Origin of the sequence: Erwinia rhapontici, from assembly GCF_012271765.1 — a bacterium.
Lineage (GTDB): Bacteria > Pseudomonadota > Gammaproteobacteria > Enterobacterales > Enterobacteriaceae > Erwinia > Erwinia rhapontici.
Genome location: NZ_VRKO01000002.1, coordinates 1 through 15,692 on the forward strand (window position 1 = coordinate 1; position 15,692 = coordinate 15,692).

The following is a 15,692-nucleotide window of genomic DNA, read 5'->3' on the forward strand; positions in this document are numbered from 1 at the left end:
AAACAGGCCCAGGACGTGGCGAACCTCAGCCGCGACGCGGAGAACGCCAACGGCAGCATCAGCCAGATATTCGACAAAGAGAAAGAGCAGAAGCGCATTCAGCAGGCGCAGCTGATTGGTGAGATTAGCACCCAGGTGTCGGATATCGTGCGTACCCAGGGCGCCATCAGCGCGGCGAAAGATGCAAAAGACAAGATGGGCAGTATCACCGATGCCGACAGGGACCAGGCGCAGAAAGACTGGGTGAAGGCCCATCCGGGTCAGACCCCGGATGAGAACGCCATCAACGGCCAGGTTTACCAGAACTTCTACGACCAGGCGTTTAACGCCACCGGCCTCGGCACCGGCGGCGCCGTCCAGCAGGGTATCCAGGCCGCCACCGCCGTGGTGCAGGGCCTGGCGGGCGGTGATATCGCTGCGGCCATCGCTAACGGTTCAGCCCCGTATCTGGCCGAGGCGATTGGTCACAGAATGGGTATCGACAATAACCCCGAAGCGAAAGCAGTGGCCCACGCCATCGTCGGCGCAGCGCTGGCGGCCGCCCAGGGGCAGAATGCGGCGGCGGGCGCGACCGGCGCGGCGCTCGGCGAGATAACGGCGGGGATACTGAAGGACCAGCTGTACGGTGATACCCCGGTTGCTGATCTGACCGAAACGCAGAAACAGACGCTGAGCGCTCTGGCAACCCTGTCATCCGGGCTGGCCGGTGGCCTGGCCGGAGACAGTACCGGAAGTGCGGTTTATGCCGCGCAGGCCGGGAAGACGACGGCGGCACAGAGATCATTGGAGTGAGTCACGGCCTCAAAATACCGCGGACGCGCGATCTTTCTTATAAGGGGCTGGGGGATTTTATGGCTGCTTCCTGGTATCTGTTTTCCACTGTAGTAAACTGGCAATATCTCTCTCCCCATCTGCTTCTTTTAAGCGGCGCTGCTGCTCAGCAAACTGTACATATTCAGCCTGTGCTTTTTCATCTGCCATTTTCTTACTGACCTTTCCTGCGCCTTCCAAAACTTCTCGGTCATTGAATTGCAGGAACTGATCCAACTTTTTATCAGATATTCCTCGAGCGTTTGGGTCGCCCACTGACGGAACTGAGTGCCCCGGGTGGAGCGGACGCGATAACCCACAGCGAGAATAACTGGCAGGCTATAGTGAAGCGTATTGCGGCTTACCTGACGAGCGCCTTCTTTTTGAACTTGTAAGTAAGACTTACAGGTTGCGTTTTGTTCAAGTTCGCCTTCTTCGTAAATGGCCTTGATATGCTGCGTAATGGCTTGAGGTGTAACCTGATAGAGATCGGCGATAGCTGCTTGCGAAAGCCACAGCGTCTCTTGTTCAAATCGACATTCGACGCGCACACTCCCATCACTGCTGGCAAACATGACAAACTCGCCTGCCGGGGACTTAATAATGTGTTCCTTTGTCATGTTGCCTCCGCTTGGTCTGATTTAGCGCGTTTGAGTTGTTTAGTATGCCAGAGATCGGGGCGGGATCTCTTTACTCAAAAAATCGACTGTTACTGATAAATCCTGCTTTCAGCTTTCACCATGTTCTGGAAAGTCAGTAGTATCCATTAGAGATAAGCCATGAACTCAGCCCGGCGAGATAGTGTCTTGGTACGTGCGGTAGCATGATATTTACTGGTTGACTTGCAAAGACACCAACAATGTAAATAACCAGCAATGAAGGGGGATTTATTGAATTCAGGAGAGTATGAGAGGCAATGTTTGGCGGAAGATCACAGGAGTCGAACCTGCCCGGGACCGCTCGCGGCCCCAACTGGATTTGAAGTCCAGCCGCCTCACCGGAGACGACGATCTTCCCTTACTGCAGAGGCGCTGAGTATAGCATCGCCAATGACCACAAATAAACTCCGGTTTTTAGCATTATTTCACTGATGTCCGCCACCGACAGCAAGCTGTCCGTTTTTGGTCTTCTTTCCTTGCCTAATCCCGTCCATCATAGCGTTAATCCCATTCATCAGGAGTCCAGAAATGACCGATACCGTACTGTTAGTGATTGATGCGCAGCAATCCTTCTATGAGCGTGGCTACAATGAAGCCCCGGAAACCCCGGCTTTCGAAAAAGCGTTAAGCACGCTGGTCGCGGGCTGCCAGGCGAAGGGCATTCCGGTGGTGGATGTATTCCATGTGGAAAGTGAAGGTGCCTTTGCGCCGGAATCCGGTCTGGTGGTGCGTCTGCCGTTCCTGGATCACGAACCGGTCGCCAGCTTCCGTAAGAAAGTGCACAACGCCCTGACGGAATCGGGCCTGCAGCAGTGGCTGGAGCAGAACGCGGTGAAGCACGTGATTATCACCGGCCTGCGCTCTGAGCAGTGCTGTGAAACCACCGCCCGCGTGGCGTCGGACTTCGGCTACCACGTGACCTATGTGACGGAAGCGACGCTGACCTTCCCAATCACCCATGATGGGATTACCCTGAGCATTGCCGATTTACGTCACCGTACCGAAAGCGTGCTGATCAATCGTTTTGCCGATATCCGTACCGTTGAGGGCCTCCTCAAGGAGCTTGCATAACATGACAACCCCGGTGTGGTTTTTAACCCTGCCCGGTGTGATGACGCTGGACCTCACCGGTCCGGCGGAAACACTGAAGCTGGCGGGGAATGCGTTTTCATTGCGCTATATCGGCCCGGATGAGAGCGTTCTCACCTCCACAGAGATGGTTATCAGCCGCATTGAACCGCTGCCGGAGGCATTGCCCGCCGGGAGCCTGCTGGTGATCCCCGGCGTCAGTGACTCAAAAGTGTGGTTCGACACGCCGCAGGCGGTGGCAGCCCGCAACTGGCTGATGCGCATTCAGCCCGCCATTCATGCCCGCGAGGTGACCTTAGTCTGCGTCTGTTCCGGGTCCCTGCTGGCGGCAAAAGCCGGGCTGATGAACGGCGTGCAGTGTACGACTCATCATGAGGTGATCGAGCGACTGAAAGTGGCTGAACCCGGTGCGATCGTGAAAGAAAACCGCATTTTCGTTGAAGATCGCGGGATCTGGACCAGCGCAGGGATTACCGCCGGGATCGATCTGTCACTGCATCTGATTAACCGCCTGTGCGGCGCGCAGACGGCGATGGATGTGGCACGTGAAATGGTGGTCTATTTCCGGCGTTCGGGGGAAGATCCGCAGTTGTCGCCCTGGCTGCGCTATCGCAACCACATCCATCCAGCGATCCACCGTGCGCAGGATTTGCTGACCCTGCAACCGGAGCAGGAGTGGCCGTTGGAGGATATTGCCGCCAAAGTGCACGTCAGTGCGCGTCATCTGACGCGTCTGTTCCGCCAGCATCTGGGCATCAGCGTACGTGACTATCACGAACAGCTGCGGCTGACGATTGCCCAACAGCGTCTGCAACAGGGCGAAGGCAATGAACGCGCAGCACTGTCGGCCGGGTTCTCTTCCTCGCGCCAGCTGCGCCGTGCGCTACAGCGCTGGCAGGCGTGAAAAAGGAGGGTGATAAAACCCTGAAATAATCGTCCTCAAAAAAAGGCCGTTCTGCTCACTCTCACCAGTGAGCAACCCACCCGATTTCAATTCGCTCAACGTTTGTGCTAGTGTTACTCGTAACATTCGCCCTTTTTCGCCCTAAAAGCTAAACCGATTTAGCTACCATAAGAGGCGATTCCGGCTTAACAAAATACGAGGCACATCATTATGAAGAACCTGTTAATTGTTGCCGCTACCGTGGCGCTGGCACTGCTGTCGATTTACTTTTTGTCGCCGTGGCCGGTCTGGCTGGGGACGCTGGCGGCCTGGGTGACGACCGGCTCGTTCTGCCTGCAGGTGCTGCATATCGTGAAAAATAAGGATACCAGCGGCCTGTCACTGGGGATGTGGGCAGCGCTGTTCTTTGGCGTTTCCTGCTGGACGTGGTACGGCCACCGGATGAACGATGTGCCAGTGATGGTCGCCAACGGCATTACCTCCCTGCTGGCGCTGACGGTGATTCTGCTCAAACTGTGGCACGAGCGCCCGCTGCCTAACCCTAACCGCCGCAGGCTGGTACGCATGCCCGGAGTGATCCTTAATCCACGCATCCGCCGTCTTCGTCCGCTGAAAAACGCCCCGGAGCAGGGGAAAAAAGTCAGCTAACCAGGTGGCGTTTATCCAGCTTCTGCAAGCCGAGTGCCAGCAGCAGGCTGCCTGCCAGGGTAATGCCGAATATCAGCGGGATATCGATCAGCGGATGGTCGGTGTTATCCAGGTCGTGGGTGCGCATAAAGTGAATAAACAGCGCATGGAAGCCGTAAATCGGCAGTGAACAGCGGGAAATCAGGGCAAAGAACGGGTTAACGTGGTCGTTAAGGGTGTTTTTAAACAGCACCAACAGGCTGACGGCGGCGAAAAATACCGCAGGGCCGCAGTAAAGATACCAGGTATCGGCAAAAGCCCCATTGATCGCGAACTGCCGTTTGGTGCCAAAGGCAATCATCAGCACACAGGCCACAAACACCCCACCCGCCAGCCAGGAGACGCCGCGTTTTTGCGTTTCCATCATCCCAATCGCCCGGCCAAACAGGGCGTACAGCAGGTAATAAATTGTATCACCGTTGATATACAGATTGATCGGCAGCCAGTGGAAGCGGGCAATAGAGCTGTCGACGGTGTTGGGGTTAGCCAGCAGCGCTATCACCAACGTCACCACGGCCAGATAACCCGCCCGCACCGGCTTCACCTGGATCAACGGTGACAGCAGATAAATAACGATAATCGCGAAGAAGAACCACAGGTGATAGAACACCGGCTTTTGCAGCAGATGCTTCACAGACATCGCTTCATTTATCGGTGTCAGCAGCGTGATGTAGATCAACGCCACCGTGCTGTAGAACAGCAGGCACAGCACGATGCGCAGGAAATGCCGCCCCTGGGCGCTGCGTTCGCCAAAGAACAGATAACCAGAAATCATAAAGAAGATCGGCACGCAGACGCGTGAAGCCGAATTAAGCAGGTTGGAGAGATCCCAGCTGTGCTCACCCACCGACATCCCGGTGGTCACATACCAGGTGGTGGTGTGGATCATAATCACCATCAGGCAGGCAACTGCGCGTAAATTCTCTATCCATCCAATCTTTTGCGACATTTCATCCTCTGTTCCCGGCAAAATCTGCATTAATGCGAGAAAGAGGGTAGCCAGGTCGCTGCGCTTCAACAACCGGAGAGGGGAAAAATAGGACCAGGATGAAGGGATTATGTGGTGGAGGCGACAAAAATTCCTGAATCCCCCCTCACGGCATTTTGGTAATAGGTACGGTCAAAGGGTATACTGACGCCCACTTTTTATCACCACTCGTATCGCGTGCGAATCCAAATGCAAAAGTTTGATACCAAGACCTTTCAGGGGCTGATCCTGACCTTACAGGATTACTGGGCACGCCAGGGCTGCACCATCATCCAACCTCTGGATATGGAAGTGGGCGCTGGTACTTCTCACCCAATGACCTGCCTGCGTGCGCTGGGTCCGGAGCCGACGGCCGTTGCCTATGTGCAGCCTTCACGTCGCCCGACCGATGGCCGCTACGGTGAGAACCCGAACCGACTTCAGCACTATTACCAGTTCCAGGTGATCATCAAACCTTCACCCGACAATATTCAGGAGCTGTACCTCGGCTCCCTGAAAGAGCTGGGCATGGACCCAACCATCCACGACATCCGCTTTGTGGAAGATAACTGGGAAAACCCAACGCTGGGTGCCTGGGGTCTGGGCTGGGAAGTGTGGCTGAACGGTATGGAAGTGACGCAGTTCACCTACTTCCAGCAGGTTGGCGGCCTGGAATGTAAACCGGTTACCGGTGAGATCACCTACGGTCTTGAGCGCCTGGCGATGTACATCCAGGGCGTGGACAGCGTTTACGATCTGGTCTGGAGCGACGGTCCGTTGGGGAAAACCACCTACGGCGATGTGTTCCACCAGAACGAAGTGGAGCAGTCCACCTATAACTTCGAATACGCTGACGTCGACTTCCTGTTTACCTGCTTCGAGCAGTACGAGAAGGAAGCGCAGAGCCTGCTGGCGTTGGAAAAACCCCTGCCGCTGCCTGCCTACGAACGTATTCTGAAAGCCGCACACAGCTTTAACCTGCTGGATGCGCGTAAAGCGATCTCCGTCACCGAGCGTCAGCGCTATATTCTGCGCATCCGCACCCTGACGAAAGCCGTGGCTGAAGCTTACTATGCCTCCCGCGAGGCACTGGGCTTCCCGATGTGCAATAACAAGAAATAAGAGGCAGCCATGACTGAAAAAACCTTCCTGGTGGAGATCGGCACCGAAGAGCTGCCACCAAAAGCACTGCGCAGCCTGGCAGAATCCTTTGCCGCCAATTTTACCGCTGAACTGGATGCCGCTGGCCTGGCCCACGGCGAAGTCAGCTGGTTTGCCGCGCCGCGCCGTCTGGCACTGAAAGTGGCGAATCTGGCCGCTGCGCAGCCCGATCGCGAAGTGGAAAAACGTGGCCCGGCCATTCAGGCCGCTTTTGATGCCAATGGCGTCCCGAGCAAAGCCGCTGAAGGCTGGGCACGTGGCTGCGGCATCACCGTTGATCAGGCCGAGCGTCTGAGCACCGATAAAGGTGAATGGCTGCTGTATCGCGCTCAGGTCACTGGCGAAAGTGCCCAGGCCCTGCTGCCCGCGATGATCGCCACCTCCCTGGCGAAGCTGCCGATCCCGAAACTGATGCGCTGGGGCGCGTCCGAGGTGCAGTTCGTGCGCCCGGTGCATACCGTCACGCTGCTGTTGGGTGATGAGCTGATCCCGGCAAAAATTCTGGGTATCGACTCTGCACGTATCATTCGCGGTCACCGCTTTATGGGCGAGCCTGAGTTCACCATTGATAACGCTGACCAGTATCCGCAGATCCTGCTGGAGCGCGGCAAGGTGCAGGCGGATTACGCCGTGCGTAAAGCCACCATCAAAGCCGATGCTGAAGCCGCTGCGGCAAAAATTGGCGGCATTGCCGATCTGAGCGACAGTCTGCTGGAAGAAGTCACTTCCCTGGTCGAGTGGCCGGTGGTGTTGACGGCGAAGTTTGAAGAGAAGTTCCTCGCGGTACCGGCAGAAGCGCTGGTCTACACCATGAAGGGCGATCAGAAGTACTTCCCGGTGTACGACAACGCGGGCAAGCTGCTGCCGAACTTTATCTTCGTGACCAATATCGAATCGAAAGATCCGCAGCAGATTATCTCCGGTAACGAGAAAGTGGTGCGTCCACGTCTCGCTGACGCCGAGTTCTTCTTTAACAGCGACCGTAAACGTCGCCTGGAAGATAACCTGCCGCGTCTGGAAACCGTGCTGTTCCAGAAAGAGCTGGGATCGCTGCGTGATAAAACCGACCGCATTCAGGCGCTGGCAGGCTGGATTGCTGCGCAGATCGGTGCGGATGTTAATCACGCGACCCGTGCAGGCCTGCTGTCCAAGTGCGACCTGATGACCAATATGGTGTTTGAGTTCACCGACACCCAGGGTGTGATGGGGATGCACTACGCGCGTCATGATGGCGAAGCCGAAGACGTGGCCGTGGCGCTGAACGAGCAGTATCAGCCGCGCTTTGCCGGCGATCAGCTGCCGTCCAACCCGGTTGCCTGTGCGCTGGCTATCGCTGACAAGATGGATACCCTGGCGGGTATCTTCGGTATTGGTCAGCATCCGAAAGGCGATAAAGACCCGTTTGCTCTGCGTCGTGCTGCGCTGGGCGTGCTGCGTATCATCGTTGAGAAGAACCTGCCGCTCGATCTGCAAACCCTGACAGAAGAAGCCGTGCGCCTGTATGGCAGCAAGCTGTCTAACGCTAAAGCAGTGGATGAAGTGATCGACTTTATGCTGGGTCGCTTCCGTACCTGGTACCAGGAAGAAGGCCACAGCGTCGATACCATTCAGGCGGTACTGGCACGTCGTCCAACGCGTCCTGCAGATTTCGATGCGCGTATGAAGGCGGTATCGCACTTCCGTACGCTGGAGCAGGCAGCCAGCCTGGCAGGTGCCAACAAGCGCGTCTCCAACATTCTCGCTAAAGCGACTGAACCGCTGAACGACAGCGTGCAGGCGTCACTGCTGAAAGAGAATGAAGAGATCAAGCTGGCGACCTACGTGTCGGCGTTGAGCAGCAAACTGCAGCCGTTCTTCGCGGAAGGACGCTACCAGGACGCTCTCATTGAGCTGGCACAGCTGCGTGAAGCGGTGGACAACTTCTTTGACAAGGTGATGGTCAATGCCGAAGAGAAAGAAGTGCGTATTAACCGTCTGACGCTGCTGGCGAAACTGCGCGAGCTGTTCCTGCAGGTAGCGGATATCTCTCTGCTACAGTAATGTGATGCTGTTACGGGCGGACCGAAACAGGTGTCCGCCCCTACGGGATCCAGGTTGCTCCGAACCGTAGGGGCGACCATTTTTTCCGGTCGCCCCGTGCCGATAGTTTGCACCCGCCGTATTTTTCGCTCGTCGACATCCCGCTTTACAATTCCGCCTTGCCCTCCTCCCCCCATTTCCTTACCCTGTGCGGTTTTCGCCAACCAGGTTGAGACATCATGCAATCCTATGGATTCGCTGCCAAAGCAGCAAACACCCCGCTGGAACCCTTCGAATTTACCCGCCGAGAACTCCAGGCTAACGATATCCACATCGATATCCACTACTGTGGTGTCTGCCATTCCGACCTGCATATGGCGCGTAACGAATGGGGCGTCAGCCAGTTCCCGCTGGTGCCAGGCCACGAAATCGTTGGCCGCGTGGTCAGCACCGGCAGCGCGGTCAGCGCGTTTAAAGCCGGGGATCTGGTCGGCGTTGGCGTGATGGTCGACTCCTGCGGCCACTGCGCCCAGTGCCACGAGGGTGAAGAGCAGTACTGCGAAGAAGGCTTCACCGCGACCTACAACAGCGACGAGAAAGTGATCGGCGGCAAAACCTTTGGGGGTTACTCCGACAGCATCGTGGTCGACAGCAAGTTTGTGGTGGCCGTGCCGGAAAATCTGGAACTCAGCGCCGTGGCCCCCCTGCTGTGCGCGGGCGTCACCACCTGGTCACCGCTCAAGCACTGGAACATTCAGGCAGGCCAGCGCGTCGGCGTCATTGGCCTGGGTGGCCTCGGCCATATGGCGGTGAAACTGGCTGCTGCGCTGGGCGCGGAAGTGGTTCTGTTTACCACCTCCCCTGCCAAAGGGGCCGATGCACTGCGCCTCGGCGCCAGCCAGGTTGTGGTTTCGAAAGATGCGGAGCAAATGGCCGGGGTGAAAAACAGCCTGGATATGATCCTGGACTGCGTTGCCGCCCCGCACGATCTTGACCCGTACCTCAGCGCGCTGAAAACCAATGGTCATCTGGTGCTGGTCGGTATTCCTGACTCACCGCACACGTCGCCGGACGTTACGCCTATCGTTTTCAAACGCCTGAGCATTTCCGGGACCTCTATCGGCAGCATCAAAGAGACGCAGGAGATGCTGGATTTCTGTGGTCAGCACAATATCGTGTCCGATGTGGAAGTGATTCGTCTCGATGAGGTTGAGCAGGCATTTGAACGGATGCTGAAAGGGGATGTGAAGTACCGCTTTGTGATTGATATGAAAGCCGGAAAATAGTCATTACCCTAAAAACAAGAACCCGCCTGATGGCGGGTTTTTTCGGTCAGTCCAGCAGCTGTCTGCTGAGACACGGATTCGAGTGTATCAACTGCATTAATTTTTGCGCACTGCCTGAGGGTTTGGTTTTTTTGGCTTCCCAGTTTTTCACTGAAGAAACACTGACACCTAACGCCTGAGCAAATTCATCAATCTGCATGCCGGTAATTTCCCGAACTCGCTTTGGCTCGGGCTGCGCCACATCACTCTTCAGGGCCGGAATGACATGCATCATAGGGCGGGTCATAACAATCTGCTCCAGACTGGAAAGCAGTTCGGACATGGGATCTTTAGTCTCCATAAGCACTCCTCGAAAACTCACTAAACGTGAACAACCAGAGGGAAAGAACCTTAAATCCAGGTTCTCAATGCTGGCATACATCAGCCACTGGGACGCTTTTTGGGGCAGCACAGGGAAACGCCAGGATCATAAGTATGAGATCATTTTGCGAGATCGGGATCATATTTTTTGTTTATTTTTCCATCCTGCGTTGCAGCCCGCCTCACAAATACAGCGCAAAAATAAGTTACACAGACATCGCTATCCATCAAAAGTGATTTCGACTATTCTTTACCCAACATTTGTAGTTTGAATAAAACCGATAAGTATTTGTTAACAGGAGTTAATTTCTTATGATGACAGGATCATCACGCATCTTGACGCGTCTGCTGGTGCCCGTTATGGCGCTATTTATGGTGTTACAACTTACTGGCTGTGGCGATAACGAAGCCGATCAACGTAAAGCGTTTATCGATTTCCTGCAAAACACCGTTATGCGCAGCGGCGAACATCTGCCCAGCCTGAGTGAAGATCAGAAGCAGAAATTTGGTCCCTTCGTCAGCGATTACGCGATTCTTTATGGTTTTTCTCAGCAGGTAAATCGTGCCGTGGATTCCGGGCTGAAACCGGTGGTTGATGAGCTGTCAGCCATCCACACTCCGCAGGATTACCTGACACGCCGTGATGCCCTGCGCCAGGTGAGCGGTTCTCTTGGGGTACTGACCCAGCAGATTCAGTCCGCGAAAATGCAGGCCGACAGCAGCAAGGCGGCACTGAAACAGCCGGAAGATTTAAAAACCGTGTACGACAATGTGTTTAATAAAGTGGTCACTCAACCTGCTGCAACACTGGCACCGCTGCTGCCCGCGTTACAAACCCTGAGCCAGGATGCGGTACAGACCGGTGACTTCCTGCAACAGCAGGGCGCAAACGTCAGTTTTAACGGTTCTGCGATCCAGTTCCCGACCCAGCCTCAGGCCACGCAGTACAATACGCTGATGAGCAATCTGAGCACCAATGCCCAGGCGTTGACCCAGGCGCAGGCCGCGCTGAAGGGCAATTTCCAGTAAATTCTGCATCAGAGCTGACAATCGTCAGCTCTGATGTTCCTTCCCCTCTCACCTGTCACTTTCTTACATAAGACTCATCTCATGTTTCGACGGGCAGAAGAAGTGTGATCGCACGCATTCAGCCCTCAAATAATTTGTGATCAACATCACAAATCAAAAACAAACAAACAACATACATTTGTGATACACATCACATCACGCGGTTGTTATTGTTTAAATATTCGCCACAGTCCTTTTCATACACTCCTTAAATGTGATCGTTATCACTAAAACAACCCATGCACCCCACCTAACATAGTGATCTACATCACACTTATCCCGACAGCTACGCAGCGTCATATTCGCGTGATAGAGTCCGCCTGCATACAGTGATACTGACGGCTTCCCACTGTCGGGTCTAAAACAAAAATTCAACGCGCTCTCTTATTTGGCGGCGCGTACCAATAAGGGGTGTTTTTTATGTCCTCATCAGATATCAAGATCAAGGTTCAGAACTTTGGTCGCTTTCTGAGCAACATGGTAATGCCAAACATCGGGGCGTTTATCGCCTGGGGTATTATCACCGCACTGTTTATTCCTACCGGATGGCTGCCAAACGAAACACTGGCGAAACTGGTTGGCCCAATGATTACCTACCTGTTGCCACTGCTGATCGGCTTTACAGGGGGTCGTCTGGTCGGCGGCGATCGCGGCGGTGTGGTAGGTGCTATTACCACCATGGGCGTGATTGTGGGTGCGGACATGCCAATGTTCCTCGGTTCAATGATTGCAGGTCCTCTGGGCGGCTGGGCGATTAAAACCTTCGACCGCCAGGTTGACGGTAAAATCAAAAGCGGCTTTGAAATGCTGGTGAACAACTTCTCTGCCGGTATCATCGGCATGCTGTTGGCTATCCTCGCATTCCTGGCAATTGGTCCACTGGTAGAAGGTCTGTCCCATATTCTCGCCGCAGGCGTGAATCTGATGGTGCAGAACAACCTGCTGCCACTGACCTCGATCTTCGTGGAACCGGCAAAAATCCTGTTCCTGAATAACGCCATTAACCACGGTATCTTCTCGCCACTGGGTATCCAGCAGGCCAGCGAAGCCGGTAAGTCGATCTTCTTCCTGATCGAAGCGAACCCGGGCCCAGGTATGGGCGTACTGATGGCCTATATGTTCTTTGGCCGTGGTAATGCCAAGCAGTCTGCCGGTGGCGCTGCCATTATCCACTTCCTCGGTGGTATCCACGAAATCTACTTCCCGTATGTGCTGATGAACCCACGCCTGATTCTGGCGGTGATCCTCGGGGGTATGACCGGTGTATTCACCCTGACTCTGCTGAACGGCGGCCTGGTGTCTCCGGCTTCACCGGGTTCCATCCTGGCGGTGCTGGCAATGACGCCAAAAGGGGCTTACTTCGCGAACATCGCCGCGATCTTTGCCGCCTTTGCTGTCTCCTTCGTGGTTTCTGCCATTCTGCTGAAAACCAGCAAAGTGAAAGAAGATGACGACATCGAAGCCGCATCACGTCGCGTACAGGAAATGAAAGCCCAGTCTAAAGGCCAGTCAACTGCCCCTGCTGGCGGTGCTGATGGCCTGCATAGCGATCTGAGCCACGTCCGTAAAATCATCGTTGCCTGCGATGCGGGTATGGGTTCCAGCGCCATGGGTGCCGGTGTGCTGCGTAAGAAAGTGAACGATGCAGGGCTGACCAACATCTCCGTGACCAACACCGCGATTAACAGTCTGCCGGGCGATGTCGACCTGGTGATTACTCACCGCGATCTGACCGAACGAGCGATGCGCCAGGCGCCTCATGCCCAGCACATCTCGCTGACCAACTTCCTCGACAGCGGCCTGTATAACGACCTGACAGCACGTCTGGTGGAAGCCGGGCGCAGCGCGGGTCACCGTGAGAAAGTGAGTACCACGCTGAGCGACAGCTTTGACGAAGGCCAGGATCACCTGTTCAAACTGAGCGCCAGCAACGTGTTCCTGGGCAATCATGCGGACAATAAAGAGCAGGCCATTCGCTTTGCCGGTGAGCAACTGGTGAAAGGCGGCTACGTTGAGCCGGAATACGTTGCCGCAATGCTGGAACGTGAAAAGCTGACACCGACTTACCTCGGTGAATCCATCGCCGTGCCGCACGGCACCGTGGAAGCAAAAGACCGTGTGCTGAAAACTGGCGTGGTCTTCTGTCAGTACCCGGCAGGGGTTCACTTCGGCGAAGAGCCGGATGATATCGCGCGTCTGGTGATTGGTATCGCGGCACGTAATAACGAGCACATTCAGGTTATTACCAGCCTGACTAATGCGCTGGATGATGACAGCGTGATCGCCCGTCTGGCGACCACGACCAGTGTGCAGGAAGTTCTCGACCTCCTGTCCGGTAAAACCAACGCGTAAGCGGGTTTCATCATCACACCTCTGTGTAGGGCTGGGCATGCCCGGCCCTTTTTTGGTTTGGGCATGTCCAACCTTTACATCTTTGATACGGGAATAATTATGAAAGCATTACATTTTGGCGCCGGAAATATCGGCCGTGGCTTTATCGGTAAACTGCTGGCTGATGCTGGCATTCAGCTCACTTTCGCAGACGTTAATCAGGTGGTGCTGGATGCCCTGAACGCGCGCGGCGAGTACCCGGTGCATGTGGTGGGTGAGCAGGCGCAGGTTGAGATTGTTAAAGGTGTGAACGCCGTTAACAGTACCAGCGATGATATTATTGCGCTGGTAGCAGAGGTTGATATCGTTACCACGGCGGTTGGTCCACAGATCCTTGAGCGCATTGCCGGTAGCATTGCCAAAGGGTTGGCCAAACGCAGTGATAGCGCTAATACCCGTCCGCTGAACATTATTGCCTGCGAGAATATGGTGCGCGGCACCACACAGTTGAAAGGCCACGTGCTGAAAGCACTGCCTGAGCAGTATCACGCCTGGGTCGAAGCACATGTAGGCTTCGTCGACTCTGCCGTTGACCGCATTGTCCCGCCTTCTGAAGCCGGCAGCAGCGATCCGCTGGAAGTGACGGTAGAAACCTTCAGCGAGTGGATCGTCGACCAGACGCAGTTCAAAGGCGACCTGCCTGCCATCCCCGGCATGGAGTTGACCGATAATCTGATGGCATTCGTCGAGCGCAAGCTGTTCACCCTCAATACCGGCCACGCCATTACCGCCTATCTTGGGCAGCTGGCAGGTCATCAAACCATTCGCGAAGCCATTCTCGATGAAAAAGTGCGTGCTGTCGTGCAGGGCGCAATGGAAGAGAGCGGCGCAGTGCTGATTAAACGTTATGATTTTGACGCGGTAAAACACGCGGCCTACATCCAGAAAATCCTTGGCCGTTTTGAAAACCCGTATCTGAAAGATGACGTTGAGCGTGTGGGCCGCCAGCCGCTGCGTAAATTGAGCGCAGGCGATCGCCTGATCAAACCAACACTGGGCACACTGGAGTACCAGCTACCGCATGACAACCTGGTCACCGGGATTGCCGCCGCACTGCATTACCGCAGCGAGCAAGATCCACAGGCGCAGGAACTGGCTGCCCTGCTGGCAAGCCAGGATGTCGCGACGACGCTGGCACAAATTTCCGGTCTGGATATCGACAGCGATGTGGTCAAGGCGGTAGTGAAGGCCTGGAACGCTATGGCATAATGTCGGCGCAAGCGCTCCTCACGGACGAACAATCAGGGCACAGCACTGCTGCTGTGCCCGCGCAGATGTTATTAGGCCATATGAATGATATGCAGGCACTCATGGAACAACCTCAGGCTTTTGAAAACCGGGTGCTCGAACGCCTTAATGCCGGACGATCAGTAAGAAGCTTTCTTATCGCCACTGTTGAACTGCTGGCAGAAGCGGTGAACATACTGGTGATACAGGTGTTCCGTAAGGATGATTATGCCGTCAAATACGCTGTGGAACCGCTACTACTGGGCGATGGCCCGCTGGGTGAACTGTCGGTACGCCTGAAGCTGATCTACGGCCTTGGCATGATTAACCGTAGCGAGTACGAAGACTGCGAACTGCTTATGGCATTGCGCGAAGAGTTGAATTATGACGGTAGCGAATATCGTTTCACTGATGACGAAATTCTCGGGCCATTTGGCGAGCTTCACTGCGTTAGTGGCCTGCCGCCATGTCCTGATTTCGCCGGCGATGATGTGGATCTGCGTGCTATGCAGCAGCAACGCTATCAGCAGGTAGTGCGCTCCACGATGGTCCTGTCACTGACCACGCTGATTTCACAAATCAGTCTCAAGCAAGCTTTCAAAAAGTAATCCGCCCTTTTCCCTCTTTGCTCCGCTTTCGTGTATCCTTTGCAGCAATGAATCAATTTAATGGTCAATCGTTATGAAAGAACAAGTACAGTCAGAAATCAAAGATCTCAGCGACAAGCTGGATGCGCTCAATCATAAAGAACCCGTTCTGCTGGCGTCTGGCGACAGCGAGAAACTCGGTGAATTATTGAAAGAAAAAGACAAATTAGAAGCAGAAATCGAGCGTCTGCGCGGTGTGCGTGCCGAAAACCTGAGCAAAGAAGCCCAGGCGTTACAGAAGCTACCGTTTAGCCGCCCCATCACCAAGAAAGAGCAGGCGAACATGGGCGCACTGAAGAAAAGCGTTCGTGGCATTGTGGTGGTACATCCGACGACCGCACTGGGCCGTGAAATGGGTCTGAAAGAGATGACGGGCTTCGCGAAAACTGCCTTTTAAAACCCTATCCCATTGATGAA

General features: G+C 55.0%; 14 protein-coding genes, 1 tRNA gene and 1 pseudogene. 12 read left to right on the forward strand and 4 right to left on the reverse strand.

Translation table 11 applies throughout. The annotated features are described in order from the left end of the window. Window positions 1-792 (forward strand): VENN motif pre-toxin domain-containing protein (locus tag FVB43_RS00505; RefSeq protein ID WP_167863218.1); only part of this gene is annotated, 792 nt, incomplete at its 5' end. Window positions 793-849: 57 nt separating this feature from the next. On the opposite strand, the pseudogene FVB43_RS00510 reads toward FVB43_RS00505, so the two are convergent. Beyond that, window positions 850-1,430: pseudogene (locus FVB43_RS00510) on the reverse strand (virulence RhuM family protein). 301 nt (window positions 1,431-1,731) lie between these two features. Further along, window positions 1,732-1,826, reverse strand: a tRNA-Sec gene (locus FVB43_RS00515). A gap of 171 nt (window positions 1,827-1,997) precedes the next feature. On the opposite strand from FVB43_RS00515, the gene FVB43_RS00520 reads away from it, so the two are divergent. The 3 genes from FVB43_RS00520 to FVB43_RS00530 all read left to right on the forward strand — a co-directional run bounded on the left by FVB43_RS00520 (window position 1,998) and on the right by FVB43_RS00530 (window position 4,110). Beyond that, a complete protein-coding gene (locus tag FVB43_RS00520) occupies window positions 1,998-2,540 on the forward strand; it encodes an isochorismatase family protein (protein ID WP_133844707.1) in 543 nt (180 codons plus the stop codon). A 1-nt stretch (window position 2,541) separates the two neighbouring features. After that, complete coding sequence (locus FVB43_RS00525) at window positions 2,542-3,462, forward strand: GlxA family transcriptional regulator (protein ID WP_167863219.1); 921 nt, start codon at window positions 2,542-2,544, stop codon at window positions 3,460-3,462. 210 nt (window positions 3,463-3,672) lie between these two features. After that, window positions 3,673-4,110, forward strand: coding sequence for a SemiSWEET family sugar transporter (locus FVB43_RS00530; protein ID WP_133844711.1), 438 nt, complete (start codon window positions 3,673-3,675; stop codon window positions 4,108-4,110). Here the strand turns inward: FVB43_RS00530 and FVB43_RS00535 are convergent. Further along, complete coding sequence (locus FVB43_RS00535; protein WP_133844713.1) at window positions 4,103-5,098, reverse strand: acyltransferase; 996 nt, start codon at window positions 5,096-5,098, stop codon at window positions 4,103-4,105. The two genes, FVB43_RS00530 and FVB43_RS00535, sit on opposite strands and share 8 nt — an antisense overlap. A 228-nt stretch (window positions 5,099-5,326) precedes the next feature. Here FVB43_RS00535 and glyQ point away from each other — a divergent pair, with 228 nt between their 5' ends. From glyQ to FVB43_RS00550, 3 genes are all read left to right on the forward strand, one after another. Beyond that, on the forward strand, window positions 5,327-6,238 hold the full coding sequence (gene glyQ / locus FVB43_RS00540) for a glycine--tRNA ligase subunit alpha (protein ID WP_012443081.1): 912 nt from the start codon (window positions 5,327-5,329) through the stop codon (window positions 6,236-6,238). Window positions 6,239-6,247: 9 nt separating this feature from the next. Next, window positions 6,248-8,317, forward strand: coding sequence for a glycine--tRNA ligase subunit beta (gene glyS / locus FVB43_RS00545; protein WP_133844715.1), 2,070 nt, complete (start codon window positions 6,248-6,250; stop codon window positions 8,315-8,317). Between the two features lie 218 nt (window positions 8,318-8,535). Further along, window positions 8,536-9,582 carry an NAD(P)-dependent alcohol dehydrogenase gene (locus FVB43_RS00550; protein ID WP_159338257.1) on the forward strand — a complete coding sequence of 349 codons (1,047 nt, stop codon included), beginning with the start codon at window positions 8,536-8,538 and terminating at the stop codon, window positions 9,580-9,582. Window positions 9,583-9,628: 46 nt separating this feature from the next. Here FVB43_RS00550 and FVB43_RS00555 read toward each other — a convergent pair whose 3' ends face one another. After that, window positions 9,629-9,922: an HTH-type transcriptional regulator gene (locus tag FVB43_RS00555; RefSeq protein WP_167863220.1), complete on the reverse strand. Its 294-nt coding sequence runs from the start codon at window positions 9,920-9,922 to the stop codon at window positions 9,629-9,631. A gap of 332 nt (window positions 9,923-10,254) precedes the next feature. Here FVB43_RS00555 and FVB43_RS00560 point away from each other — a divergent pair, with 332 nt between their 5' ends. The 5 genes from FVB43_RS00560 (at window position 10,255) to FVB43_RS00580 (ending at window position 15,672) form a co-directional block, all read left to right on the forward strand. After that, window positions 10,255-10,971 carry a DUF3053 domain-containing protein gene (locus tag FVB43_RS00560; RefSeq protein WP_133844721.1) on the forward strand — a complete coding sequence of 239 codons (717 nt, stop codon included), beginning with the start codon at window positions 10,255-10,257 and terminating at the stop codon, window positions 10,969-10,971. A gap of 459 nt (window positions 10,972-11,430) precedes the next feature. Further along, window positions 11,431-13,362, forward strand: coding sequence for a PTS mannitol transporter subunit IICBA (locus FVB43_RS00565; RefSeq protein ID WP_133844723.1), 1,932 nt, complete (start codon window positions 11,431-11,433; stop codon window positions 13,360-13,362). 99 nt (window positions 13,363-13,461) lie between these two features. Next, window positions 13,462-14,610 carry a mannitol-1-phosphate 5-dehydrogenase gene (gene mtlD, locus FVB43_RS00570; RefSeq protein ID WP_133844725.1) on the forward strand — a complete coding sequence of 383 codons (1,149 nt, stop codon included), beginning with the start codon at window positions 13,462-13,464 and terminating at the stop codon, window positions 14,608-14,610. A gap of 65 nt (window positions 14,611-14,675) precedes the next feature. Beyond that, window positions 14,676-15,236 (forward strand): mannitol operon repressor MtlR, encoded by a 561-nt coding sequence (gene mtlR, locus FVB43_RS00575; protein ID WP_133844934.1) that lies wholly within the window; start codon window positions 14,676-14,678, stop codon window positions 15,234-15,236. A 73-nt stretch (window positions 15,237-15,309) separates the two neighbouring features. Beyond that, the gene (locus FVB43_RS00580) at window positions 15,310-15,672 is read left to right on the forward strand and encodes a YibL family ribosome-associated protein (RefSeq protein WP_133844727.1); all 363 of its coding nucleotides are present in this window, start codon (window positions 15,310-15,312) and stop codon (window positions 15,670-15,672) included. Window positions 15,673-15,692 lie beyond the last annotated feature (20 nt).